The organism is Streptomyces montanus (assembly GCF_005786655.1).
Classification (GTDB): Bacteria; Actinomycetota; Actinomycetes; order Streptomycetales; family Streptomycetaceae; genus Streptomyces; species Streptomyces sporangiiformans.
Window position 1 is genome coordinate 1 of record NZ_VBZC01000052.1, and the last position, 23,294, is coordinate 23,294.

Below are 23,294 nucleotides of genomic sequence, written 5' to 3' on the forward strand. Positions count from 1 at the left end.
GTCCGTGGCTCCGGCGGCCCGCAGCTGGGGCCACTGGGCGGGGTCCTCCTCGGGCGTGGGCGGCCGCTCGGTCGTGGGCGCGGCCCGGCGCCAGGCGGGCGGCCCGAAGCGGCGCCACACCTCGCCCCAGCGGCCGAGCCGCCCGACGGCCACCATGATGGCCAGGGCGATCACGGTGTAGTAGCCGTACCAGAGGAAGGCGTTGGCGACCTGGTCCCCGCTGTGACGCCAGGAATCCGGTGTGAACAGTTCGAGCGGCAGGACCCACCAGCCGCCCAGGTAGCCGTTCCACAGCAGCGACCAGATCAGCCACCCCACGAGGAAGGCGATCAGCGCGCCACTGAGCAGCTGCCGGGTGGGGATGACCTCGGGTTCCTCGTCCGGCCGCGGCCGGTGCCCGAACCGCCAGACGCCCGGCGCCGCCTCGGGCCGGTGGGTCCGCAGCCACGCCAGAAACTGCGATCCGTCCGGCAGCGGCGGCGCGCCCGGTGCCTGCGTGGGCCGCGGCGGCACGTGAGGCGGTGCCGCCGGGCGCGGCACACGATCGGCATGTGTGCCCCGTGCGTCCTGCGTACCGTCGCTGTCCATCGCTCCCGCTCCCGCTCCCTGACCAGCTGCTCCATTCACCATCAGCGAGCCAATCTAATGCCCCCGCAAGGGGAGTTCACCGCTTACCCGGCCGGGCGGGGCCCGACCGCGGAGCCGCCGCAATGTCCACGGCGGACAACGCGAGGTCCCGACAACACCCACATGGAGCATGCCCACTCCCCGTCCCCGGCCCTAGCCTGCGAGGAAAGAAGCCGATTGCGCGAAGAAGCCGATTGCGCGAAGAACCCGTCCGCACGACCCCAGGGAGCCCCTCATGAGCGCACTTCCGCAGGAGCGCCGCGTCGTCACCGCCATCCCCGGCCCGAAGTCGCAGGAGTTGCAGGCCCGCCGTACCGCCGTGGTCGCGGCCGGTGTGGGGTCCGTGCTGCCCGTGTTCACCGCGCGCGCGGGCGGCGGGATCATCGAGGACGTCGACGGGAACCGGCTGATCGACTTCGGCTCCGGCATCGCGGTGACCAGCGTCGGCGCGTCCGCCGAGGCCGTCGTACGCCGCGCCTCCGCCCAGCTGCAGGACTTCACCCACACCTGTTTCATGGTCACGCCGTACGAGGGCTACGTGGCCGTCGCCGAGGCGCTGGCCGAGCTCACCCCCGGCGACCACGCCAAGAAGTCCGCGCTGTTCAACTCCGGTGCCGAGGCCGTCGAGAACGCCGTCAAGATCGCCCGCTCGTACACCAAGCGCCAGGCCGTCGTCGTCTTCGACCACGGCTACCACGGCCGTACGAACCTCACGATGGCGCTGACCTCCAAGAACATGCCGTACAAGCACGGCTTCGGTCCGTTCGCGCCCGAGATCTACCGCATGCCGATGGCGTACGGCTACCGCTGGCCGACCGGTGCCGAGAACTGCGGCCCCGAGGCCGCCGCGCAGGCCATCGACCAGATCAGCAAGCAGGTCGGCGCGGAGAACGTGGCCGCGATCGTCATCGAACCGGTGCTGGGCGAGGGCGGTTTCATCGAGCCGGCGAAGGGCTTCCTTCCCGCGCTCAGCAAGTTCGCCGAGGACCACGGCATCGTGTTCGTCGCGGACGAGATCCAGTCCGGCTTCTGCCGCACCGGTCAGTGGTTCGCGTGCGAGGACGAGGGCATCGTCCCCGACCTGATCACCACGGCGAAGGGCATCGCGGGCGGGCTGCCGCTGGCCGCCGTCACCGGCCGCGCCGAGATCATGGACGCCGCGCACGTGGGTGGCCTGGGCGGCACCTACGGCGGCAACCCCGTCGCCTGCGCGGGCGCCCTCGGCTCGATCGAGACCATGAAGGAGCTCGACCTCAAGTCCAGGGCGCGGCACATCGAGACGGTCATGAAGGCGCGTCTCGGTGCCATGCAGGAGAAGTACGACATCATCGGCGACGTCCGGGGCCGCGGCGCCATGATCGCCATCGAGCTCGTGAAGGACCCGGCCACCAAGGAGCCGAACCCCGAGGCCACCGCCGCGCTCGCCAAGGCCTGCCATCAGGAGGGCCTGCTGGTCCTGACCTGTGGCACCTACGGCAACGTGCTGCGCTTCCTGCCGCCGCTGGTCATCGGCGAGGATCTGCTCACTGAGGGGCTCGACATCCTCGAGCAGGCCTTCACCCGCATCTGAGCAGGGCCTCTCGCATCTGGTTCCGGTGTAGCGGAAGCCAGGAGCAGGGCATGTGAAGAACGTGTGCGAGGTGCATGACGGGTGCCCTATCCGTCTGTCGGAGGCCGATCCCCTGTCGTAAGTTCTACCCAGATGAGAGATACACCCCGCCCACAGGGGACTGTGGGTGACACCAGGTCGGGGCCTCCCCAGCCTCACCCTGGTCGTGCCATCGCGCACACAACTGGAGCTTCCGGCTTCAGATCTCCTCACCGATCGGACAGTCGCCCGCCCCAAACCCCCCGGGGCGTGCGACGACCCGGTCTGGACGGCCGTCTCGGAACTTCCCCCCCTGTTCCGGGGCGGCCGACCTTGTTTCTGGGCGGTCTGGCCCTTCTCTTCGCGTTCCTCACCTGGCAGGCGGCCGTCGACACTCCGCTGCGCCGCGCCGACGAGCGCCTCGGGCGTGCGATCACGGGCAGCCGTCTCCCGGGCGGCGCCGCCGAGTTCCTCGCGGACCTGGGGAACTTCATCGTCGCCGTCCCGGTGCTGGTCGCGGTCCTCGCGTACGTCGCCTGGCGCGCGCGTCGCGCCGGTACGCCCCGCTGGTGGCTCCCGCCGCTCGCGGCCCTGGTCGCCCTGGCCGCCGTACCGGCTCTGATCGCCCCGCTGAAGGCGGTCGTCGGCCGGGCGGGCCCACCCGGCATGGAGGGCGACGGCTTCTATCCCTCGGGCCACACGGCGACGGCCGCCGTCGCCTATGGGGCGGCCGTCCTGCTCCTGCTTCCCTGGCTGCGCGACACCTACGTCCGCCGCGAACTCACCATCGCCTGTGTGGTGTTGGTCGTCGCCGTCGGCTTCGGTCTGATCCGACGCGGCTACCACTGGCCGCTGGACGTGGCGGGAAGCCTAGTCCTGAGCGCGATGCTGCTGATCACGCTCACCGTGTTCCTGCACCGCGTCGGCCGCACAGGCGGCCGACGCCAGGGCGGCTCATAACCCTTCGCCGCTCGCCAGAGCGGCCGCCGCCTCGTGCATCGCCAGTTCCAGCAGCGCCGGATCCGTCAGCGTGCCCGAGCCGTCCGGCGGGACCAGCCAGCGGGTGCCGCCGGTGGAGCGGCCCGGACACGGCACCACGATCCAGGTGCCGAGACCGGCGGCGCGCACCCCCGTGCCGAGCCAGCGTGCCGCCGTACCCGGCGGCACGAAGAACCCCGTCCGGGCGTCGCCGAAATCGACGAGCACCGGCCCCGGCTGGTCGATGACCCGCGTCAGTACGTCGAGCGTGGCGATGCCGAGCTCGCCCGGCAGGATGAGTACGTCCCACAGCCTGCCCGCCGGCAGCAGCGTGACCCCCAGGGGGCTGTGGTCCCATTCCCAGCGGCAGACCTCGGGGTGCGGAGCCACCGAAGCGAGCCACTCGACCGCCGTCTTCGCCTCAGTCATCAGGGGTCCTCTCTTTCTCGTGCCGACGCGGTTCGCGTCATTGGAGAGAGAGGGGTCCCGGCCGGGCATTACGCGGTTCCGGCGACTTGTTGGTGGTGACCCGGTGACGGTCTTCGAGCTGGGCGCACGCCGGTGGATCACGCTGCGGACCACGCGCCGTCAGCTGTCGAAACCGAGCCCCAGCCGGTCCATGGTCTTCAGCCACAGATTGCGCCGGCCGTCGTGGGCGTCCGCCCGCGCCAGCGACCACTTGGTGAGCGCGATCCCCGTCCAGGCGAAGGGCTCCGGCGGGAAGGGCAGCGGCTTCTTGCGGACCATTTCCAGGGCCGTACGTTCGGTGCGTTCCCCCGCCAGCAGGTCGAGCATCACGTCCGCGCCGAACCGGGTCGCCCCCACGCCCAGCCCGGTGTAGCCGGCCGCGTACGCGACCCGTCCCCGATGTGCCGTACCGAAGAAGGCCGAGAAGCGGGAGCAGGTGTCGATCGCGCCGCCCCACGCGTGTGTGAAGCGGACACCCTCCAGCTGCGGGAAGCAGGTGAAGAAGTGCCCGGCGAGCTTCGCGTACGTCTCCGGGCGGTCGTCGTACTCGGCACGCACCCTGCCGCCGTACGGATAGACCGCGTCGTATCCGCCCCACAGGACGCGGTTGTCGGCCGACAGCCGGAAATAGTGGAACTGGTTGGCGCTGTCGCCGAGTCCCTGGCGGTTCCGCCAGCCCACGGAAGCCAGTTGGTCGGTGGTGAGCGGCTCGGTCATCAGCGCGTAGTCGTAGACCGGGACGGTGTAGGGGCGGACCCGTCTGACCAGGTTCGGGAAGATGTTGGTACCGAGCGCGACCCGGCGGGCGCGGACGCTGCCGTACGGAGTGCGTACGGCCATTCCGGCGCCGTGCGCCCGCAGGGTGAGCGCGGGCGTGTGCTCGTACACGCGGACGCCCAGGCCGATGCAGGCGCGCTTGAGGCCCCAGGAGAGTCGGGCCGGGTTCAGGAGCGCGACGCCGTGGCGGTCGTGGAGGCCACCGAGGAAGGTCGGTGAGTCGACTTGTTGACGTACGGCATCGGCGTCCAGGTACTCGATGCCGTCCGCGAGGCCGTGGCGCACCAGCTCCTCGTACCACGCACGGAGTCCGGCGGCCTGGTACGGCGCGGTGGCGACGTCGATCTCGCCGGTGCGCCCGAAGTCGCAGTCGAGGGAGTAGCGGTCGACGGTCGCCTCGATCTCGTCGAGGTTGCGGGCGCCCAGTTTCTGCAGTTGGTGGATCTCGTCCGGCCAGCGGGCGAGGCCGTTGGCCAGGCCGTGCGTGAGCGAGGCCGCGCAGAAGCCGCCGTTGCGGCCGGAGGCGGCCCAGCCCGCCTCACGGCCTTCGACCAGCACCACGTCCCGCCGCGGATCGCGTTCCTTGGCGAGGAGCGCGGTCCACAGCCCGCTGTAGCCGCCGCCGACGACGAGCAGGTCGCAGCTTTCGGCGGTGGTGAGAGCCGGCTCGGGGTGGGGTCTGCCGGGGTCGTCCAGCCAGTACGGGACCGGCTGGGCGTCGGAAAGGGATTTCGTCCAACGGGTCATGGCGCTCATGCCGTGTGCCGCCTGCGGCGATTGCCGATGACCGTGCCGGACAGCACGAGCAGCACGGCGACGATGAACATGGCCGTACCGATGACGTTGATCTGAACGGGAGTTCCGCGCTGTGCCGAACCCCAGACGAACATGGGAAAGGTGACGGTCGCGCCCGCGTTGAAATTGGTGATGATGAAATCGTCGAAGGACAGCGCGAAGGCGAGCAGCGCGCCCGCCGCGATTCCGGGGGCCGCGATCGGCAGGGTGACCCTGAGGAACGTCTGCAGCGGGCCCGCGTACAGGTCCTGCGCCGCCTGCTCCAGGCTCGGGTCCATCGACATGACGCGCGCTTTGACGGCCGTCACGACAAAGCTGAGGCAGAACATGATGTGGGCGATCAGAATCGTCCAGAAGCCGAGCCGCACGCCCATGTTGAGGAAGAGCGTGAGCAGCGAGGCGGCCATCACGACCTCGGGCATCGCCATCGGAAGGAAGATCAGCGAGTTGACCGCTCCCCGCGCGCGGAAGCGGTAGCGCACGAGCGCGAAGGCGATCAGCGTACCGAGAACCGTCGCGCCGAGCGTCGCCCAGGCCGCGATCCGCAGGCTCAGCGACAGCGAACCGCACAGGTCGGCGACCCCGCATGGATCGGTCCAGGCATCCGTGGAGAACTGCTGCCACTCGTAATTGAAGCGCCCCTTCGGATTGTTGAAGGAGAACACCGTGACGACGACGTTCGGAAGGAGCAGATAACCGAGGGTCAACAGGCCCGCGATGACGACGAGATGGCGCTTGAACCAGCGTACGAAGGTCATTTAGACCAGATCCTCCGTCCCGGACTTGCGGATGTAGAGCGTGACGATGAGGAGAATCCCGGCCATGAGGATGAACGAGAGGGCCGCGGCCGTCGGATAGTCGAGAGTTCGCAGGAACTGGGTCTGGATGACGTTTCCGACCATGCGGGTGTCCGTGGACCCGAGGAGATCGGCGTTCACATAGTCACCGCTCGCCGGGATGAAGGTCAGCAGCGTGCCGGAGACGACACCCGGCATCGACAGCGGGAACGTCACCTTGCGGAACGTCGTGAAGGGCTTGGCGTAGAGATCGCCCGCCGCCTCGTGCAGCCGTCCGTCGATGCGCTCCAGCGAGGTGTAGAGCGGCAGGATCATGAACGGCAGGAAGTTGTAGGTGAGACCGCAGACCACCGCGAGGGGCGTGGCCAGGACGCGGTCCCCGGCCGTGATGCCGAGCGCGCTGGTGACGTCCAGCAGGTGCAGCGAGCCCAGGGCGCCGACGACCGGGCCGCCGTCCGCGAGGATCGTCTTCCAGGCGAGCGTACGGATCAGGAAACTGGTGAAGAACGGCGCGATCACCAGGATCAGGATCAGATTGCGCCAGCGGCCCGCACGGAACGCGATCAGATACGCGAGCGGGTAGCCGAGCAGCAGGCACAGGGCCGTGGCCGTGCCGGCGTAGAGGACCGAGCGCAGGAACTGCGGCCAGTACGCGGACAACGCGTCCCAGTAGGTCGCGAAGTGCCAGGTGACCTTGTAGCCCTCCTCCAGGGATCCCGTCTGCACGGACGTGGAGGCCTGGTAGACCATCGGCAGCGCGAAGAAGAGCAGCAGCCAGAGGATGCCGGGGAGGAGCAGCCAGTACGGAGTGAGGCGGCCTCTTCTGCGCGGGGGCTTCCCGGTGGTGGCGGCGGGGCCGGGCGCGAGAGGCGGTGGCGCCTCGGTGAGGGTCGTCATCGGACGGTCACCCCTGCTTCCGGCTCCGCCGTTTCCACACCGGCGGAGCCCACCGTCCCGGCGAGCAGGGACTGGGCCGCGTCGAGACCGAACGTGTGCGCCGGACTCCAGTGCAGGACGACCTCGGTGCCGGGGACGAGCCGGGGGTCGCGGTCGATGTTCTGGGCGTAGACCTCGAACTCGGGGCAGACGGGGCTGTCGATGACGTACTGCGTGGAGACGCCTATGAAACTGGTGTCGGCGATCTTCCCGGTGATGCGGTTGCGTCCTTCGGGGATCTCGCCCGCGTCGTCGGCGTGCGTGAGGGTGATCTTCTCGGGGCGGATGCCCACGACGACCTTGCCGCCGGTCGTGGTGGGCGCGGAGCACCGCGCCTCGGGCAGGGTGAGCTTGCCGCCGCCCGCCGTGAGGACGATCTCGTCGCCGCTCCGGGTGTCGACCTCGGCCTCGATGAGGTTCGAGGTGCCGAGGAAGTTGGCGACGAACGTGGTCTGCGGGTTCTCGTAGAGGTCGGCGGGCGAGCCGAGCTGCTCGACTCGGCCCGCGTTCATCACGGCGACCGTGTCGGCCATGGTCATGGCCTCCTCCTGGTCGTGCGTGACATGGATGAAGGTGATGCCCACCTCGGTCTGGATGCGCTTGAGTTCGAGCTGCATCTGGCGGCGCAGCTTGAGGTCGAGAGCGCCGAGCGGCTCGTCGAGGAGCAGCACCTTGGGGTGGTTGATCAGCGCGCGGGCGACGGCGACACGCTGCTGCTGGCCGCCCGAGAGCTGGTGTGGCTTCTTGCGGGCCTGTTCACCGAGTTGGACGAGGTCGAGCATGTCCTCGACCTGCTTCTTCACCGACTTGATGCCGCGTCGGCGCAGTCCGAAGGCGACGTTCTCGAAGATGTCGAGGTGCGGGAAGAGCGCGTACGACTGGAAGACCGTGTTCACGGGCCGCTTGTAGGGCGGCAGACGGGTCACGTCCTGGTCGCCCAGGGACACGGTCCCCGATGTGGGCTCCTCCAGGCCCGCGATCATGCGCAGGGTGGTGGTCTTGCCGCAGCCCGACGCACCGAGCAGGGCGAAGAACGATCCCTGGGGCACGGTCAGGTCGAGCGGCTGGACGGCGGTGAAGGAGCCGTACGTCTTGCTGATCCCGGAGAGGCGGACGTCGCCGCCGCGGTCTTTCGTCATGGTGTGGTCCTGGATGTCGGGGTGGGCTTCGTGGCCGGCCCGGGCGGGGCCGCGGATACAGCGGCGGTCAGGCGTTGCGGGCGGCGGGGCCGGTGCCGCTCGGGGTAACGGGCGGGCGGCCCGAACACCCGAAGCCGCGCCCGCCGGAGGCGTTACGCCCCGGTCAGCTTGGCGAACTTCTCTTCGTAGGCCGTCTCTTCCTTCTGGCTCAGGGAGCGGAAGGAGTGCGACTTGGCGGCCATGGCCGCGTCGGGAATGATCAGCGGGTTGTTCGCCGCGTCGGGGTCGACCCTCGCGAGCTCGGCCTTCACACCGTCCACGGGGCACACGTAGTTGATGTACGCGGCGAGTTCGGCGGCGGGCCGCGGCTCGTAGTAGTAGTCGATGAGCCGTTCCGCGTTGGTCTTGTGGCGCGCCTTGTTGGGGACCAGAAGATTGTCGGTCGACGTCAGGTACCCGCTGTCCGGGATGACGAAGTCGACGTCGGGGGTGTCCGCCTTGAGCTGGACGACGTCTCCGGCCCAGGCGATACAGGCCGCGAGGTCCCCCTTGCTGAGGTCGGACGTGTAGTCGTTGCCGGTGAAGCGGCGGATCTGGCTGTTGTCGACGGCCTTCTGGAGGCGGGCGATCGCCGCGTCGTAGTCGTCGTCGGTGAACTTCGCCGGATCCTTGTCCATGTCCAGCAGCGTCATACCGATGCTGTCGCGCATCTCCGAGAGGAAGCCGACGCGCCCCTTGAGCCTGGGGTTGTCGAGCATGTCGGAGACGGACTTCACCTCCTCGCCGTCCAGCGCCTTCTTGTTGTACGCGATGACCGTGGAGATGCCGGTCCAGGGGTAGGAGTACGCGCGTCCCGGATCCCAGTCGGGGGTGCGGAACTGCTGGGACAGGTTGGCGTACGCGTGCGGCAGGTTGGACGGGTCCAGTTTCTGGACCCACCCGAAGCGGATCAGCCGGGCGGCCAGCCAGTCGGTGACGCAGATGAGGTCGCGTCCCGTGTCCTGTCCCGCCGCGAGCTGGGGCTTGATCTTCCCGAAGAACTCGACGTTGTCGTTGATGTCCTCGGTGTACTTGACCTTGATGCCGGTGCGCCTGGTGAACGCGTCGAGCGTGGGGTGGTGCTTCTCGCTCTCGTCGACGTCCATGTACTCGGTCCAGTTGGAGAAGTTGATCCGCTTCTCCTCGGCCGAGTGGTCCTCGGACGAGACGCCCGCGGTGTTCTTCGCCGCGGGGATCCCGCAGGCGCTCAAGCTCCCGATCCCGCCGAGGGCGAACGCGCCGCCGGTGGCAGCGCGCAGCACCGACCGGCGGGTGAGTGAGGCCCTGCCACTCCCGAAGCCGCGTCGCACGGCGGCGAGTCGGGCCGGGGACAGGCGGTCGGGCTCGTACTGCTCCATGCTCGTGGTGCCCTTTCCGGAGGGTGAGCGGCCGCGGGTCGGACGGCCGGCCAGTGTGCTGCTATCGGTCCCCGAAGACGGTGCGGTGCCAGTCCTTTACGGCCACCGCGGTGTTGTCGAACATGACGTGCTTGATCTGGGTGTACTCCTCGAAGGAGTACGCGGACATGTCCTTGCCGAAGCCGGACGCCCGGTAGCCGCCGTGCGGCATCTCGCTGATGATCGGGATGTGGTCGTTGATCCATACGCAGCCCGCCCTGATCTCACGGGTGGCGCGGTTGGCTCGGTACACGTCACGGCTCCAGGCGGAGGCGGCGAGACCGTAGGGGGTGTCGTTGGCGAGCCGGATGCCCTCGTCGTCGCTGTCGAAGGGCAGCACGACCAGCACCGGGCCGAAGATCTCGGACCGCACGATCTCGCTGTCCTGGGCGGCGTCGGCGATGAGCGTGGGCAGGTAGTACGCGCCGTCCTCGAACCCATGAGGGATCTCGCCGCCGGTGACCACGCGCGCGGAGGAGCGTGCCCGGTCGACGAAACCGGCGACGCGGTCGCGCTGGCCGTGCGAGATGAGCGGGCCGAGGTCGGTGTCCGGCGCGAAGGGGTCGCCGAGCCGGACGGTCGCCATGAGGTCGGCCGTCCGGGAGACGAACTCTTCGTAGAGGGGCCTTTGCACGTACGCGCGCGTGGCGGCCGTGCAGTCCTGGCCGGTGTTGATGAGCGAGCCCGCCACGGCGCCGTGCACGGCGGCGTCCAGGTCGGCGTCGTCGAAGACCACGAACGGGGCCTTGCCGCCGAGTTCGAGGTGGAGGCGCTTGACGGTGGAGGTGGCGACCTCGGCGACGCGCTTGCCGACGGCTGTGGAGCCGGTGAAGGACGTCATCGCCACGTCCGGGTGCGCGACCAGGTGCTCGCCGGCCTCCTTGCCGGTACCGGTGACGATGTTGAGGACGCCGTCGGGGATCCCCGCGCGCGTGGCGGCCTCGGCGAAGAGCAGTGAGGTGAGCGGGGTGAGCTCGGCGGGCTTCAGGACGATGGTGTTGCCCGCGGCGATCGCCGGCAGGACCTTCCAGGCGGCCATCTGGAGGGGGTAGTTCCAGGGCGCGATCGATCCGACGACACCGATGGGTTCACGGCGTACGTACGAGGTGTGGTCGCCGGAGTACTCGCCCGCGGACTGTCCCTGGAGGTGCCGGGCCGCGCCCGCGAAGAAGGCGGTGTTGTCGACGGTGCCCGGGACGTCGAACTCCCGGCTCAGCTTGAGGGGCTTGCCGCACTGCAGGGACTCGGCGCGGGCGAACTCCTCGGCGCGGTCGGCGAGTACGGCGGCGAACCGGTGCAGGGCGTCCGAGCGCTCGCCCGGCGTCGCGGCCGACCAGCCGGGGAACGCGTCCCGGGCGGCGGCGACGGCGGCGTCCACGTCCTCGGTGCCCGCCAGTTCGTACGTGAACACGCGCTCGCCGGTGGACGGGTCGACCACCGCGTGGGTGTGGCCGGAGGTGCCCCTGGCCGGACGGCCCGCTATGTACTGCGCGCCGGCCGCGAAGTGTTCCCGCACGTACTCCTGTGCCTGGGCGCGCGTGCTGTGCCCCGGGTCGACCATGTAGCTCTCCTCCGCCGTCGGCCGCGTTTTCCTGCGGGGCCGACGTGGCTCCGGCTCGATTTGAGTGCCGATCCTGACAGAGCAGACCCCACTCAACAAGTGATTCCGTTGTTGCCTTTTGGTTACGCGACGGAATCTGTCGACAAGGTGTCGAGTCCACCCGGAAAACCGGGACGGACTGTCAGTGGTGGGTGCCACACTCGCGGTATGGGGAAGATCGAGTCGTGGGCGGCCCTGACCAGCGAAGTCCGGGCCGGGGGCAGGGTCAAGTACCTGCACTTCTGGGGGCACCGGCCGCGGCCGGACGGCCGGGTGGGCGCGAGCTGTCTGAGCCAGTGGTGGCCGTCGCCGTTCACGGTGGACGGGGTGGAGTACGGGACGGCGGAGCACTGGATGATGGCCGCCAAGGCCCGGCTGTTCCAGGACGCGGAGGCCGAGCGGCGGGTGCTCGCCGCGGAGCATCCCGCCGAGGCCAAGAAGGCGGGGCGGCTGGTGCGCGGCTTCGACGAGTCCATATGGGAGCGCGAGCGGTTCGGGATCGTGGTGGAGGGCAGCGTGCACAAGTTCGCCGCCCATGCCGAGCTCCAGGCGTTTCTGCTGGGCACAGGCGAGCGAAGCGAGACGGGGAACCCCCCGGCCGGAGGCTGGGGGAGGGTCCTCGTCGAAGCCAGCCCGGTGGACCGCGTGTGGGGCATCGGGCTCGCCGCGGACGACGAGCGCGCACACGATCCGGAGCGGTGGCGGGGGCCGAACCTGCTGGGGTTCGCGTTGATGGCGGCGCGGGAGCGGTTGGCGCTCAGCGTTCGGTGACGAGCGAGGTGCTGAAGCCGTCGTCGCCGGTGCCGGAGTCGCTGCTTCCGTCATCACCGAACAGGCCGGGGCCGACGATCACCAGCACGCCCACGGCCACGCCCAGCACGATGCCCACGGCTCCGCAGATGATCCCCGCCAGGGCCTGGCCGGGGTTGGTCGCCTCGCCCCGGCGTGCCTTGCCCCGGCCGACCGCGCCGAAGATCACCGCGAGGATGCCCACGACGATGGCCAGCGGCCAGAGGCAGAAGCCGACCGCCGCGATGATCCCGAGCACGAGCCCCGCCGTGCCCAGCCCGTTGCTCGGGGCCATGGGCATCCCGGGCCAGCCGTAGCCCGGGCCGCCTCCGGGGGCGGAGGGGTAGTAGGGCTGTCCCGGGTAGCCGTAGCCGTACGGCACCTGGCCGGGGCCGTCGGGAGAGATGGGAGGCGGGGGGACGGGCTCACCGCCGGCGCCCGGCGCGGCGAAGGGATTGCTGTGACCGGACGTGTTCGGGGGCATGCCGCCGGGAGCGGGGTAGGCGCCGCCGGGAGCGGGGTAGGCGCTGCCGGGCTGGGCGCCGCCGGGTGGCGCGAACGGGTTGCCAGGGGCGGAGGCGGCGGGGGGTGCGACGGGGTTGGCCCACGGCTGAGGGCTCGGCGCGGACGGCATGCCCGTACCCGGCGGGTTCGGTATGTCCGCGCCCGGCAGCGAGGTGACCGTCTGCTGGTCGTGCACCGAGGACGGCCCCGGGGTGCCGCTCGGCTCCGCGCCGGGCTTGTCCAGCGGAACCCGCGGACGGGGAGCCATGTCCTGTGGTTCTGGCGTCGCGGCACCGGCCGTCGGCACCCGGCGCTCGGGCGGAGCCCACGGGTCCGGGTCACCGTTCTCCGGCGCACCCGGCGTCTGCGCGTCGTCGGACATGCGCGGAGTCCCCTCTGTCGTACGTTCCGTCATGCTACGGCCCGAGCCCCACGCCCATGGGCCGCAGCCTACGATGATCCCGCACCACCGATCAGCCGATCACCCGCGCCCTGCCGGACACCGGCCGGGCGCCGTTCCCCGGGGAGGAACCCTTGACCGACCGCCTCGACCCGCGTGGCACAGGCGACGCACGCGACACATCCGGCGCCCGTGACCTGCACGCCTTCATCGCCGGACTGCCCAAGGCAGAACTCCACGTGCACCACGTCGGCTCCGCCTCCCCGCGCATCGTCGCCGAACTGGCCGCCCGCCACCCCGACACCAAGGTGCCGACCGACCCCGAGGCCCTCGTCGACTACTTCACGTTCACGGACTTCGCCCACTTCATCGAGCTGTACCTGTCGGTCGTGGACCTCATCCGCACCCCGGAGGACATAAGGCTCCTGACGTACGAGGTCGCCCGCGACATGGCGCGGCAGCAGATCCGCTATGCGGAGCTGACCATCACCCCGTTCTCCTCGGTCAGCCGGGGCATCGACGAAGTCGCCTTCATGGACGCCATCGAGGACGCCCGCAAGGCGGCGGAGACCGAGTTCGGGACCGTCCTGCAGTGGTGCTTCGACATCCCGGGAGAGGCGGGGCTCCAGGCCGCCGAGGAAACCGTCCGGCTCGCCACCACCGACAGGATCCGCCCCGAGGGACTCGTCTCCTTCGGGCTCGGCGGGCCCGAAATCGGCGTATCCCGCCCGCAGTTCAAGCCGTACTTCGACCGCGCGATCGCGGCCGGCCTGCGCTCGGTTCCGCACGCGGGCGAGACGACCGGGCCGGAGACCGTCTGGGACGCCCTGGGCGAGCTGCGCGCCGAGCGCATCGGACACGGCACGAGTGCCGCGCGCGACCCGAAGCTCCTCGCGCATCTCGCCGAGCACCGCATCCCCCTGGAGGTCTGCCCGACCTCCAACATCGCCACGCGCGCGGTCCGCACCCTCGACGAGCACCCCCTGAAGGAGATGGTGGGCGCGGGCGTGCTGGTCACCATCAACTCCGACGACCCGCCGATGTTCGGCACCGACCTCAACAACGAGTACGCGGTGGCCGCCCGGCTCCTCGACCTCGACGAACAGGGTCTCGCCGCGCTCGCCAAGAACGCCGTCGACGCGTCGTTCCTCGATCCGGCCGGCAAGGCGAGGATCACCGCCGAGATCGACACATACACCTCCACGTGGCTCGCGCCCTGAACAGGTGCGGCTGAACAGGCAGGGCCCGAGCCAGCACAATGGGCCCATGCGCACCGTGACAGCCGTGGCCCATCGCGGCGACCCCTACCGCGTCCGTGAGAACACGATCGACTCGCTGCGTTCCGCGCTCGACCTGGGCGCGGACGCGGTCGAGTTCGATGTCCGGCTGACCCGCGACGACGTGCCCGTGCTGCTGCACGACGCGACCCTGAAGCGGCTGTGGGAGCAGGACCGGCCGCTGCTCTCGCTCTCCGCGGAGGAGGTGCGCGGGCTCACCGCCGGCGGCGTTCCCACCCTGGAGGAAGCCCTGAAGGCGACCGACCACGGCCGCTTCATGGTCGACCTGCCGGGCGCCGCGAACCCCCGGGCGGTACGCCGGATCGTGGACGTCATCCGTGATCTCGGTGCCGACGAGCGGGTGTACTACAGCGCGGGGGCCGAGACCATGCTCGCCGTCCGCGCGGCCGACCCCGCCGCGGAGATCGCCCTCACCTGGACGACGCTCGCGCCGCCGCGCCCCGCCCTGCTCGACGCGATACGCCCGCGCTGGCTCAACTACCGCTTCAGCCTGGTCGACCGGAACGTCGTCGCCCGCGTCCACCGCGACGGCTACCTGCTGTCGGTCTGGACACCCGACACCCGCCGCTCCATGCGACGGCTGCTCGACGCGGGCGTCGACTCGATCACGACGAACCGCATCGACACGCTGTGCTCACTGCGCGAGGTGACGAGCAACTAGTCGGCCACCTGGGACTTCTGAGGCACCGTCGCCGGATCCTCCGGTTTCGCGCGGGTGAGGTACTGCGGGACCGGCGCCGTGTCCTTGCCGTTGTCGCGGACGAGGCCGTAACGGATCGCGCCCTGGTCGGGGCCCGTCATGACGTCCTTGTTCATGTCGTCCCAGCTCCTCGGGAAGACGGTCATGTTGTAGTCGCAGCCCCGCTCGTTCTGGGTGAGGGTGACGGTGCCGTCGACGTAGAAGTACTCGTTCTGCCACATCTGCTGGGTTCCGGACGGCAGGACGGCGTAGCCGATGTCCGGCCCGCCCATGCCGGTGACGGAGCCGTCGTCGCCCCCGAGGGGGTCGTCCATCCGGCGGCCGCCGCCCGACGCCACGTGGAAGAGCTTGCCCCGCAGACCGGTCCAGGTCGGCATGACCAACCCGCCCGGCCGGTACTGCGGCAAGATCTGCCAGCGCACCAGGACGTAGCCCTGGCCCTTGAGCGTCACGCTGTCGCCGCGGTGGTTCATGACGGTCCTCGGGCCGCCGCTGCTGGTGAGGCCGGACGCGGGCCGGCGGGGCAGGTCGGCGGGACGCGCGTTCGGGTCGGGAGCCCGGTCGACGGCGTCGACGACCGTGCCGTACAGATCGACCTTCTTCGGCGGCGGCGACGGTGCGGGCGAGGCGGATGGCTTGGGCGAGGGCTTGGGCGAGGGCTTGGGGCGGGCCGTACTCAACGCCGTGGGGGCGGCCCTCGGGGGCGGCTCGTCCGCCGGCTGCGTCACGACGTACGTACCGCCCGCGACGATGGTCGCCCCGGCCGTCATGGCCACGGCGGGCTTGGTGAGCGCGCCGATGACCTTGGCCGACCAGCCGACGGTCGTGGCCGCGACCGCCGTCTTGCCACCGAAGGCCAGCGAGAGCGTGAAGCCGACCGGGATCGGGACGAGCGCGATCCCTACGAGCAGCCGCTCGGCCGGTACGACGGACTCGTGCGACCCCGAGCAGTAGCCGCAGCCCCGGATGTGCCGGGCCAGACGCTTGCGCCACACCGAGTCGGGCCGACCGTCCCAGCGGGCCGTGACCTCACGCAGCTCGGGACAGGACGAGTCGAGCGCCCGCACGATGCCCCGCGCGGCCTCCAGGCGTGCCTTCATCCGCTGGACGCGCACGGCGGCGTGCTGCCGGCTGATACCGACGGCCGCGGCCAGCTCGCGCCGGGTGATCTCGCCCGCGACCTCCAGCCACCACAGCGACAGAAGCTCCCGGTCCTCGTCGTCGAGCCAGCGCACCGCCTCCGCGACCTCGCGCCGCTGGCCCTCCAACTGAAGCCGCAGCACGGTGAGTTCCGCGAAGTCGGCGGCGTCGTGCGCCGCGTCCTCGGACAGCGACTCGGACGTACGCCGCCGCGCCCGGTCACGTATCTGCCGCATCGCGATGGCCACCAGCCAGGAGCGGAAACTGTCCGGATCACGCAGCGAGCCGAGGTTGTCGACGGCGCGCAGCATGGTCTCCTGCACGACGTCGTCCACGTCCGCGTGGCCGTTCAGGGCGCGACCCACGATGTTGTAGACCAGCGGCAGCCAGCCCTCGACGAGTTCGTCGAGGGCACGCCGGTCGCCGGCCTGCGCGGCCGCGATGGTGGAGCGCCACTCACGCCCGTCCACGTACGTCCCCTCCGGTGTCACTTGGCGTAGAGCAGCGTCCCGAAGCCGAGCTGATCGAAGCCGCCGCTGTTCGGCCCGTAGTCGCCGCCTCCGCCTTCCGGACGCACATTCTCAGCCATCGTCGTGAGGTAGGGCGTGGAGAGCCGGCGGCGGCCGGCGTAGTGGTAGTGCAAGAGATCCCAAATCGGGCGATCCTGATCGCGGGCTATGTCGGAGATCACAGTCTGCTCGTTGTACTTGCCGCGCCCGGTCCCGCTGCGCCAGGTGTACTTGGTGAACGGCACCTGCTCTCCGAGGTTGTACTTGGCGACGTACTGGGCGGCCTTCAGGAAGCGGTCGTTGTCGTAGCCGTACAGGTCGACGCCCTGATTCCAGGCCATCTCGCAGATCGCGCCCATCAGGCCCACGCCCGACACGGTGTGCCCCTGGTCGCGGCCGCTCTCCTGCCACTGGGCGAGGCCCTGGTCCTCGTAGACGAACGGAATCGCGTTCCGGAAGGACCCGTTGCCCTCACCGGTCTTCATGTACTCGACGGCGCGGTCGAACTTCGCCCGGTCGTCGCAGAGGATGCCGATCGCCATGACCGACGCGACGGTGCACAGGTCCCAGTTGGCCCAGTAGTTGCTGATAGCGGCGCCGTTGTGGTGGGTGAGGAAGTCCTCGTTCATGGGGTGGAAGATGTCGAGCATCATCTTCTGGAAGCGTTCGAGGTCGAAGCCCTCGTATCCGCGCATCAACTCGGCGGCGTTCGCGAACTGGTAGCCGTAGATTCCGGCGGCCAGGAAGCGGTCGGCGTTGCCGGTGAGCTCCGTGAGCCGGTCCGACCAGGCGTTGAGGATCGCGACGGCGGCGTCCCCGTTCTCCTTGGTGCCGGCGATCTTCCAGCGCAGGGCGTTCTGGTAGGCGGCGTGGACGTCGTTGTAGAGGATCACGTAGTTCTGTCCGGTGCCGCCGCGGACGACCTTGGCCTGCGCGTTGGGCCTCCAGGTGCTCGCGGAGTGCCGGTTGGCCGTCAGTTTCTGCCAGCCGGACAGCCACGGGTCGGCGCCCGCGGCGACCTTGGCCTTGGCGCGGTTGAGGTCCTCGGCGTTGTGCAGCATCCCGGGGTGCGCGAACGCGCCGTCCGTGCCGGTGGTGCCGGGCGTCGCCGACCCGCCGGTCTGCGCGGCATCGCCGGTCTGCGCGGCATCCGCCGCGTCACGGCCGCTCAGCGAGACCGCCAGTCCGCCGACAGCGCCCGCGGCGACGACGCCTCCTGCGATCTGGAACAGGCTGCGGCGGCTGATCCGGTGCTTGTTGTGCTCTGCCATGAAGAGCTCCTGTGACGGACGGGGTCTTGGGCGGTGCGCGGCATGAGTGCGGGAGGCGTGTGTGCCTTGTGTGCCGCGTGTGCAAAGGAGACGGAGCAGAGCCTTCCGGGATAACAGTTTTTTTCTGCGGCAAGGACCCGGCCCTAGGGGAAATCCCTGTCAACACCCTTGTCGCACAGGTCCGTTGACTCAGGGTCGGGCCAGGGGGTGTGCCCTCCTCGTCGACGATTCGCGGTCACGGCGTACGCCCGGAGGATCAAGGGCATCCACGACCCTGAGGAGCCTTTGATGCACGCCCGTATCCGTACCGCCTGCGCCGCTCTCGTCGTCCTGGGCCTGGCGGCCGGCCCCCTGGCCGGAACCGCCTCGGCCTCCCCCGCCAAGACCGCGACCGTCTTACGGGATTCCGCCGGGCCGAACGTCAAGGCGCTGCGCGCCGCGCTCGCCGGGCTGCCGGACGACGACGCGACGGCCGCGCTCGTCCGGGTCGGCGGCAGGGACGGCAGTTGGCGCGGCAGCGCCGGGGTGCACGACCTCGTCAGCGGCCGCGCGGCCCTGGAGCACGGCCGCTTCCGGGCCGGTTCCACGACCAAGGTCGTCACGGCGGCCGTGGTGCTCCAACTCGCCGCGGAAGGAAAGGTGGACCTGAACGGGCACGTTCAGACCTACCTTCCCGGACTGTTGTCGGCCGCCTTCAAAAAGCCCATCACGGTACGGCAGTTGCTCACCTTCACGAGCGGTTTGCAGGCGGGCTCCACGCTGGGCGATGTGAACGGCGAGGGCTACGAGAACCGCTACAAGACGCTGACGCCGGAGGAGGTCGTGGCCGCCTCCGTCGCCAAGGGGCCCGCCCCCTACGCCCCGGGCGAGCGGCAGCAGTACAGAAACATCGACTACACCGTGCTCGGCATGCTCATCGAGAGGATCACGGGCGACTCGTACGAACACCAGGCGGCCGTACGGATCTTCAGGCCCCTCGGTATGCGGCGCACGTCCTTCCCCGGTGGCCCCGACCCGCGCGTCCACGGCCCTCACAACCGCGGCTACCAGAGACTCGCCGACGGCCGTCTCGTGGACGCCACCGAGTGGAACATGTCGGACCGGTGGGCGGCGGGCGACATGATCTCCACGACGGCTGACCTGGAACGCCTCCTCGTCGGGCTGTTCCGCGGAAAGGTGGTCCCGCGTCCGCTCCTGAGGAAGGAGATGCTCACGCTGCCGAAGGTCAAGGAGGGCGTCGCGACCATGAGCGCGGGTCTGCAGTACTACGAAAAGGACGGCGTCGCCCTCTGGCTCAAGACCGGCGCCCGCCCCGGCTACAGCACGGTGATCGCCACGACCCCCGACCTGTCCCGCACGCTCGTCTACTCGATCAACGCGACCGACGCGAAGAGCGAGGACATGAACCCGGTGGCCGAACGGGTCCTCAACGCGACGTTCCTCACCTGAACCGTCGGCCGAGTACGCGACGCAGCTTGCCGCGGGCCCAGAGGGTGAACGGGATCACCAGAAGCGGTGAGGTCGCGGAGCCGGGGTGTAGCCGCGCACCGCGGCCGCCTGGGCGAGGTGGACCAGGCCGTGCAGTCCGAAGCCGTTCAGCGCCGACTGATAGAAGGCCGAGCGGCCCCCGGTGAGCCGGCCCGCGGTGGACGCGGCGGTGACGATCGCCGCCATCACCGCCACGGCGACGGCGAACTCGCGCTCGTCGACCGACTCGGCCCTGCGCCACACCGCCTCCGGTACGGCTGGAAACCGCTCGCGCAGCACGGGCACGTTACGGCGCAACCACCGTGGCAGGGCCACGAGTTCCTCCGTGTCGTGCAAGGCCCAGACCCCCCAGCAGCCCGAAGGTGGCGGCGGCGCCGATCCGTTCGTCTCCGGGCGCGTTCCTCATGATCGCGATTCTGCTACAACTCCGCTCCCACGTACCGCCGTTCGCGAACCCCGGACGGTTCACCTGCTCCCGTCCGGGGCGCGTTCCGCGCGGGAAGCGTCGACGCGTCAGTCCAGCGACGTCATCACGTGCTTGATCCGCGTGTAGTCGTCGAAGCCGTACGCCGAAAGGTCCTTGCCGTAACCCGACTTCTTGAAGCCGCCGTGCGGCATCTCCGCGACCAGCGGGATGTGCGTGTTGATCCACACGCAGCCGAAGTCGAGGGCCTTGGACATGCGCATCGCGCGCGCGTGGTCCTTCGTCCAGACGGAGGAGGCGAGGGCGTACTCGACACCGTTCGCGTAGTTGACGGCCTGGGCCTCGTCCGTGAAGGGCTGGACGGTGATGACCGGACCGAAGACCTCGTTCTGGATGATCTCGTCGTCCTGCTTGACGCCCGAGACGACGGTCGGGGCGTAGAAGAAGCCCTTCTCGCCGACCCGGTGGCCACCTGCCTCGACCTTGGCGTGCGCGGGCAGTCGGTCGATGAAGCCGGTGACCTGGGCGAGCTGGTTCGGGTTGTTCAGCGGCCCGTACAGCACGTCCTCGTCGTCCGGCTGCCCCGTCTTCGTGTCGGCGGCGGCCTTGGCCAGCGCGGTCACGAACTCGTCGTGGATGGACTCATGGACGAGGACGCGGGTGGCGGCCGTACAGTCCTGGCCCGCGTTGAAGAAGCCCGCGACCGAGATGTCCTCGACGGCCTTGGCGATGTCGGTGTCCTCGAAGACCACGACCGGCGCCTTGCCGCCCAGTTCCAGATGAACGCGCTTGACGTCCTTGGAGGCCGACTCGGCGACCTGCATGCCGGCGCGTACGGAACCGGTGATCGAGGCCATCGCGGGCGTCGGGTGCTCGACCATCAGCCGGCCGGTGTCACGGTCGCCGCAGATGACGTTGAAAACGCCCTTGGGGACGACCGAGCCGATGATCTCGGCCATCAGGACCGTCGAGGCAGGAGTCGTGTCCGACGGCTTCAGCACGACCGTGTTGCCCGCGGCGAGCGCAGGGGCGAACTTCCACACGGCCATCATCATCGGGTAGTTCCAGGGCGCGACCTGCGCGCAGACGCCGACCGGCTCGCGGCGCACGATCGACGTCAGGCCCTCCATGTACTCGCCGGCGCTGCGCCCCTCCAGCATCCGGGCCGCCCCCGCGAAGAAGCGGATCTGGTCGATCATCGGCGGGATCTCCTCGGAGCGGGTCAGGCCGGTGGGCTTGCCCGTGTTCTCCACCTCCGCGGCGATGAGCTCCTCGGCACGCTCCTCGAACGCGTCCGCGATCTTGAGGAGGGCCTTCTGCCGCTCGGCCGGGATCATGTCGCGCCAGGCCGGGAAGGCCTGTGCCGCGGCAGCCATGGCGGCGTCGACATCCGCCTGCCCGGACAGCGGCGCGGTGGCATACGCCTCGCCCGTCGCGGGATTGACCACCTCTGTGGTCCGTCCATCGGCGGCGTCGCGGAACTCTCCGTCGATGTAGTTGCGCAGACGACGCAGCTCGGTGCTCACTGCCCGGCCCTCCTGTCGGATGTCCAATAGCTGAGACAACCACCCTAGTCCGTGGCGCGACGCTTTCAACCCCCCAGATCCCGCCACTTCTGCGAAATCCGCAAACCGAAGCCGCACAAACAACGAATTTCATCGATTGGGCCTTGCGGAACTGTCGAGTCCTCGTGCACAGTGTCCGCGTGGCCAGTCGAAGCGCAGACCCCAGGGACTCCCGCGAGTCCAGGAACGGCACGCCCCATCTGGATGCCGTCTCCCTCGCCATCATCGAACAGCTCCAGGAGGACGGCCGCCGGCCGTACGCGGCGATCGGCAAGGCCGTCGGTCTCTCGGAGGCGGCCGTGCGCCAGCGGGTCCAGAAGCTGCTCGACCAGGGCGTGATGCAGATCGTCGCCGTCACGGACCCGCTCACCGTGGGCTTCCGGCGTCAGGCGATGCTCGGCGTCAACGTCGACGGCGACCTGGATCCCGTCGCGGACGCGCTGTCGGCCATGCAGGAAGTCGAGTACATCGTGATCACCGCTGGCTCCTTCGACCTGATGGTGGAGATCGTCTGCGAGGACGACGACCACCTCCTCGAAGTGATCAACAAACGCATCCGGACCCTGCCCGGCGTGCGCTCCACCGAGAGTTTCGTCTACCTCAAGCTCAAGAAGCAGACCTATATGTGGGGAACCAGATAGCCGTGACTTCCAAGGACCTCAGCAAGACCGCGTACGACCACTTGTGGATGCACTTCACCCGCATGTCCTCGTACGAGAACGCGCCCGTCCCCACCATCGTCCGGGGTGAGGGCACCTACATCTACGACGACAAGGGCAAGCGCTACCTCGACGGTCTCGCGGGTCTGTTCGTGGTCCAGGCGGGCCACGGCCGCACCGAGCTCGCGGAGACGGCGTTCAAGCAGGCGCAGGAGCTGGCGTTCTTCCCGGTGTGGTCCTACGCCCACCCGAAGGCGGTGGAGCTGGCGGAACGTCTCGCCCACCACGCGCCGGGCGACCTCAACAAGGTCTTCTTCACCACCGGCGGCGGCGAGGCGGTCGAGACGGCCTGGAAGCTCGCCAAGCAGTACTGGAAGCTGCGCGGGCAGTACACCAAGTACAAGGTCATCTCACGGGCGGTCGCCTACCACGGCACCCCGCAGGGCGCCCTGTCCATCACCGGCCTGCCCGCCCTGAAGGCGCCCTTCGAGCCGCTGGTGCCGGGTGCGCACAAGGTCCCGAACACGAACATCTACCGCGCTCCGATCCACGGCGACGACCCGGAGGCCTTCGGCCGCTGGGCCGCCGACCAGATCGAGCAGCAGATCCTCTTCGAGGGCCCGGAGACGGTCGCGGCGGTCTTCCTGGAGCCGGTGCAGAACGCGGGCGGCTGCTTCCCGCCGCCGCCCGGCTACTTCCAGCGGGTGCGCGAGATCTGCGACCAGTACGACGTGCTGCTTGTGTCCGACGAGGTCATCTGCGCCTTCGGCCGCCTCGGCACGATGTTCGCCTGCGACAAGTTCGGTTACGTCCCGGACATGATCACCTGCGCCAAGGGCATGACCTCGGGCTACTCCCCGATCGGTGCCTGCATCGTCTCGGACCGCGTCGCCGAGCCGTTCTACAAGGGCGACAACACCTTCCTGCACGGCTACACCTTCGGCGGACACCCGGTGTCGGCCGCGGTCGGTCTCGCCAACCTCGACCTGTTCGAGCGCGAGAAGCTCAACCAGCACGTGCTCGACCACGAGAGCGCGTTCCTGACGACCCTGCAGAAGCTGCACGACCTGCCGATCGTCGGCGACGTCCGCGGCAACGGCTTCTTCTACGGCATCGAGCTGGTGAAGGACAAGGCCACCAAGGAGACGTTCACGGACGAGGAGTCGGAGCGCGTGCTCTACGGCTTCGTCTCCAAGAAGCTCTTCGAGTACGGCCTCTACTGCCGCGCCGACGACCGCGGCGACCCGGTCATCCAGCTGTCGCCGCCGCTGATCTCCGACCAGTCGACGTTCGACGAGATCGAGTCGATAGTCCGCCAGGTGCTGACCGAGGCATGGACGCGGCTGTGATCTTCGCGAAGGGATCCGACGAGCCGACGTGGCTTCGATGAACCGACACGGCTCCGA

At 69.7% G+C, this 23,294-nt stretch carries 18 protein-coding genes and 3 pseudogenes; 8 read left to right on the forward strand and 13 right to left on the reverse strand.

Features of this window, described 5'->3' with window-relative positions; translation table 11 throughout:
- Nucleotides 1-588 (reverse strand): annotated as a pseudogene (locus FE633_RS34900) (ATP-binding protein); the annotation flags it as partial.
- Between the two features lie 274 nt (nucleotides 589-862).
- On the opposite strand from FE633_RS34900, the gene gabT reads away from it, so the two are divergent.
- Both gabT and FE633_RS34910 read left to right on the forward strand, forming a co-directional pair.
- Complete coding sequence (gene gabT, locus FE633_RS34905; RefSeq protein ID WP_138049187.1) at nucleotides 863-2,197, forward strand: 4-aminobutyrate--2-oxoglutarate transaminase; 1,335 nt, start codon at nucleotides 863-865, stop codon at nucleotides 2,195-2,197.
- 351 nt (nucleotides 2,198-2,548) lie between these two features.
- Entirely contained in the window at nucleotides 2,549-3,175 is a 627-nt protein-coding gene (locus tag FE633_RS34910) for a phosphatase PAP2 family protein (protein WP_342791235.1), read from the forward strand.
- On the opposite strand, the gene FE633_RS34915 is transcribed toward FE633_RS34910, so the two are convergent.
- From FE633_RS34915 to FE633_RS34945, 7 genes are all read right to left on the reverse strand, one after another.
- Nucleotides 3,170-3,622 (reverse strand): hypothetical protein, encoded by a 453-nt coding sequence (locus FE633_RS34915; RefSeq protein WP_138049189.1) that lies wholly within the window; start codon nucleotides 3,620-3,622, stop codon nucleotides 3,170-3,172. The two genes, FE633_RS34910 and FE633_RS34915, sit on opposite strands and share 6 nt — an antisense overlap.
- Nucleotides 3,623-3,781: 159 nt before the next feature.
- Nucleotides 3,782-5,185, reverse strand: coding sequence for an NAD(P)/FAD-dependent oxidoreductase (locus FE633_RS34920; RefSeq protein ID WP_138049190.1), 1,404 nt, complete (start codon nucleotides 5,183-5,185; stop codon nucleotides 3,782-3,784).
- Nucleotides 5,186-5,190: 5 nt separating this feature from the next.
- Nucleotides 5,191-5,991 (reverse strand): ABC transporter permease, encoded by an 801-nt coding sequence (locus FE633_RS34925; protein WP_138049191.1) that lies wholly within the window; start codon nucleotides 5,989-5,991, stop codon nucleotides 5,191-5,193.
- Nucleotides 5,992-6,927 carry an ABC transporter permease gene (locus FE633_RS34930; protein WP_138049192.1) on the reverse strand — a complete coding sequence of 312 codons (936 nt, stop codon included), beginning with the start codon at nucleotides 6,925-6,927 and terminating at the stop codon, nucleotides 5,992-5,994. It lies immediately after the preceding gene.
- Nucleotides 6,924-8,105 carry an ABC transporter ATP-binding protein gene (locus tag FE633_RS34935; RefSeq protein WP_138049193.1) on the reverse strand — a complete coding sequence of 394 codons (1,182 nt, stop codon included), beginning with the start codon at nucleotides 8,103-8,105 and terminating at the stop codon, nucleotides 6,924-6,926. The genes FE633_RS34930 and FE633_RS34935 overlap by 4 nt, the downstream gene beginning before the upstream one ends.
- A gap of 152 nt (nucleotides 8,106-8,257) precedes the next feature.
- On the reverse strand, nucleotides 8,258-9,502 hold the full coding sequence (locus FE633_RS34940) for an ABC transporter substrate-binding protein (protein WP_138049194.1): 1,245 nt from the start codon (nucleotides 9,500-9,502) through the stop codon (nucleotides 8,258-8,260).
- 61 nt (nucleotides 9,503-9,563) lie between these two features.
- Nucleotides 9,564-11,102, reverse strand: coding sequence for a gamma-aminobutyraldehyde dehydrogenase (locus FE633_RS34945; RefSeq protein ID WP_138049195.1), 1,539 nt, complete (start codon nucleotides 11,100-11,102; stop codon nucleotides 9,564-9,566).
- A 207-nt stretch (nucleotides 11,103-11,309) separates the two neighbouring features.
- On the opposite strand from FE633_RS34945, the gene FE633_RS34950 reads away from it, so the two are divergent.
- On the forward strand, nucleotides 11,310-11,912 hold the full coding sequence (locus FE633_RS34950) for a riboflavin biosynthesis intermediates N-glycosidase (RefSeq protein WP_138049196.1): 603 nt from the start codon (nucleotides 11,310-11,312) through the stop codon (nucleotides 11,910-11,912).
- Here the strand turns inward: FE633_RS34950 and FE633_RS34955 are convergent.
- Nucleotides 11,899-12,816 (reverse strand): DUF4190 domain-containing protein, encoded by a 918-nt coding sequence (locus tag FE633_RS34955; protein ID WP_246113971.1) that lies wholly within the window; start codon nucleotides 12,814-12,816, stop codon nucleotides 11,899-11,901. The genes FE633_RS34950 and FE633_RS34955 overlap by 14 nt on opposite strands.
- A gap of 66 nt (nucleotides 12,817-12,882) precedes the next feature.
- Here FE633_RS34955 and FE633_RS34960 point away from each other — a divergent pair.
- Together FE633_RS34960 and FE633_RS34965 are read left to right on the forward strand one after the other, a co-directional pair.
- A pseudogene (locus tag FE633_RS34960) lies at nucleotides 12,883-14,054 on the forward strand (adenosine deaminase); the annotation flags it as partial.
- A 46-nt stretch (nucleotides 14,055-14,100) separates the two neighbouring features.
- On the forward strand, nucleotides 14,101-14,793 hold the full coding sequence (locus tag FE633_RS34965) for a glycerophosphodiester phosphodiesterase (protein WP_138049198.1): 693 nt from the start codon (nucleotides 14,101-14,103) through the stop codon (nucleotides 14,791-14,793).
- Here the strand turns inward: FE633_RS34965 and FE633_RS34970 are convergent.
- Entirely contained in the window at nucleotides 14,790-16,442 is a 1,653-nt protein-coding gene (locus tag FE633_RS34970; protein WP_138049199.1) for an RNA polymerase sigma factor, read from the reverse strand. The genes FE633_RS34965 and FE633_RS34970 overlap by 4 nt on opposite strands.
- 17 nt (nucleotides 16,443-16,459) lie before the next feature.
- Nucleotides 16,460-17,752 carry an alginate lyase family protein gene (locus FE633_RS34975; protein WP_138049200.1) on the reverse strand — a complete coding sequence of 431 codons (1,293 nt, stop codon included), beginning with the start codon at nucleotides 17,750-17,752 and terminating at the stop codon, nucleotides 16,460-16,462.
- Between the two features lie 288 nt (nucleotides 17,753-18,040).
- Between FE633_RS34975 and FE633_RS34980 the strand changes: the two genes are divergently transcribed.
- Nucleotides 18,041-19,201 (forward strand): serine hydrolase domain-containing protein, encoded by a 1,161-nt coding sequence (locus FE633_RS34980; RefSeq protein ID WP_138049201.1) that lies wholly within the window; start codon nucleotides 18,041-18,043, stop codon nucleotides 19,199-19,201.
- A 16-nt stretch (nucleotides 19,202-19,217) separates the two neighbouring features.
- Here FE633_RS34980 and FE633_RS34985 read toward each other — a convergent pair.
- A pseudogene (locus tag FE633_RS34985) lies at nucleotides 19,218-19,646 on the reverse strand (HXXEE domain-containing protein); the annotation flags it as partial.
- 107 nt (nucleotides 19,647-19,753) lie between these two features.
- On the reverse strand, nucleotides 19,754-21,190 hold the full coding sequence (locus tag FE633_RS34990; RefSeq protein ID WP_138049202.1) for a gamma-aminobutyraldehyde dehydrogenase: 1,437 nt from the start codon (nucleotides 21,188-21,190) through the stop codon (nucleotides 19,754-19,756).
- Nucleotides 21,191-21,354: 164 nt separating this feature from the next.
- Between FE633_RS34990 and FE633_RS34995 the strand changes: the two genes are divergently transcribed.
- The gene (locus tag FE633_RS34995; RefSeq protein ID WP_171060242.1) at nucleotides 21,355-21,870 is read left to right on the forward strand and encodes an Lrp/AsnC family transcriptional regulator; all 516 of its coding nucleotides are present in this window, start codon (nucleotides 21,355-21,357) and stop codon (nucleotides 21,868-21,870) included.
- Nucleotides 21,855-23,237, forward strand: coding sequence for an aspartate aminotransferase family protein (locus FE633_RS35000; RefSeq protein ID WP_138049204.1), 1,383 nt, complete (start codon nucleotides 21,855-21,857; stop codon nucleotides 23,235-23,237). The genes FE633_RS34995 and FE633_RS35000 overlap by 16 nt, the downstream gene beginning before the upstream one ends.
- The last annotated feature ends 57 nt before the right edge of the window (nucleotides 23,238-23,294 follow it).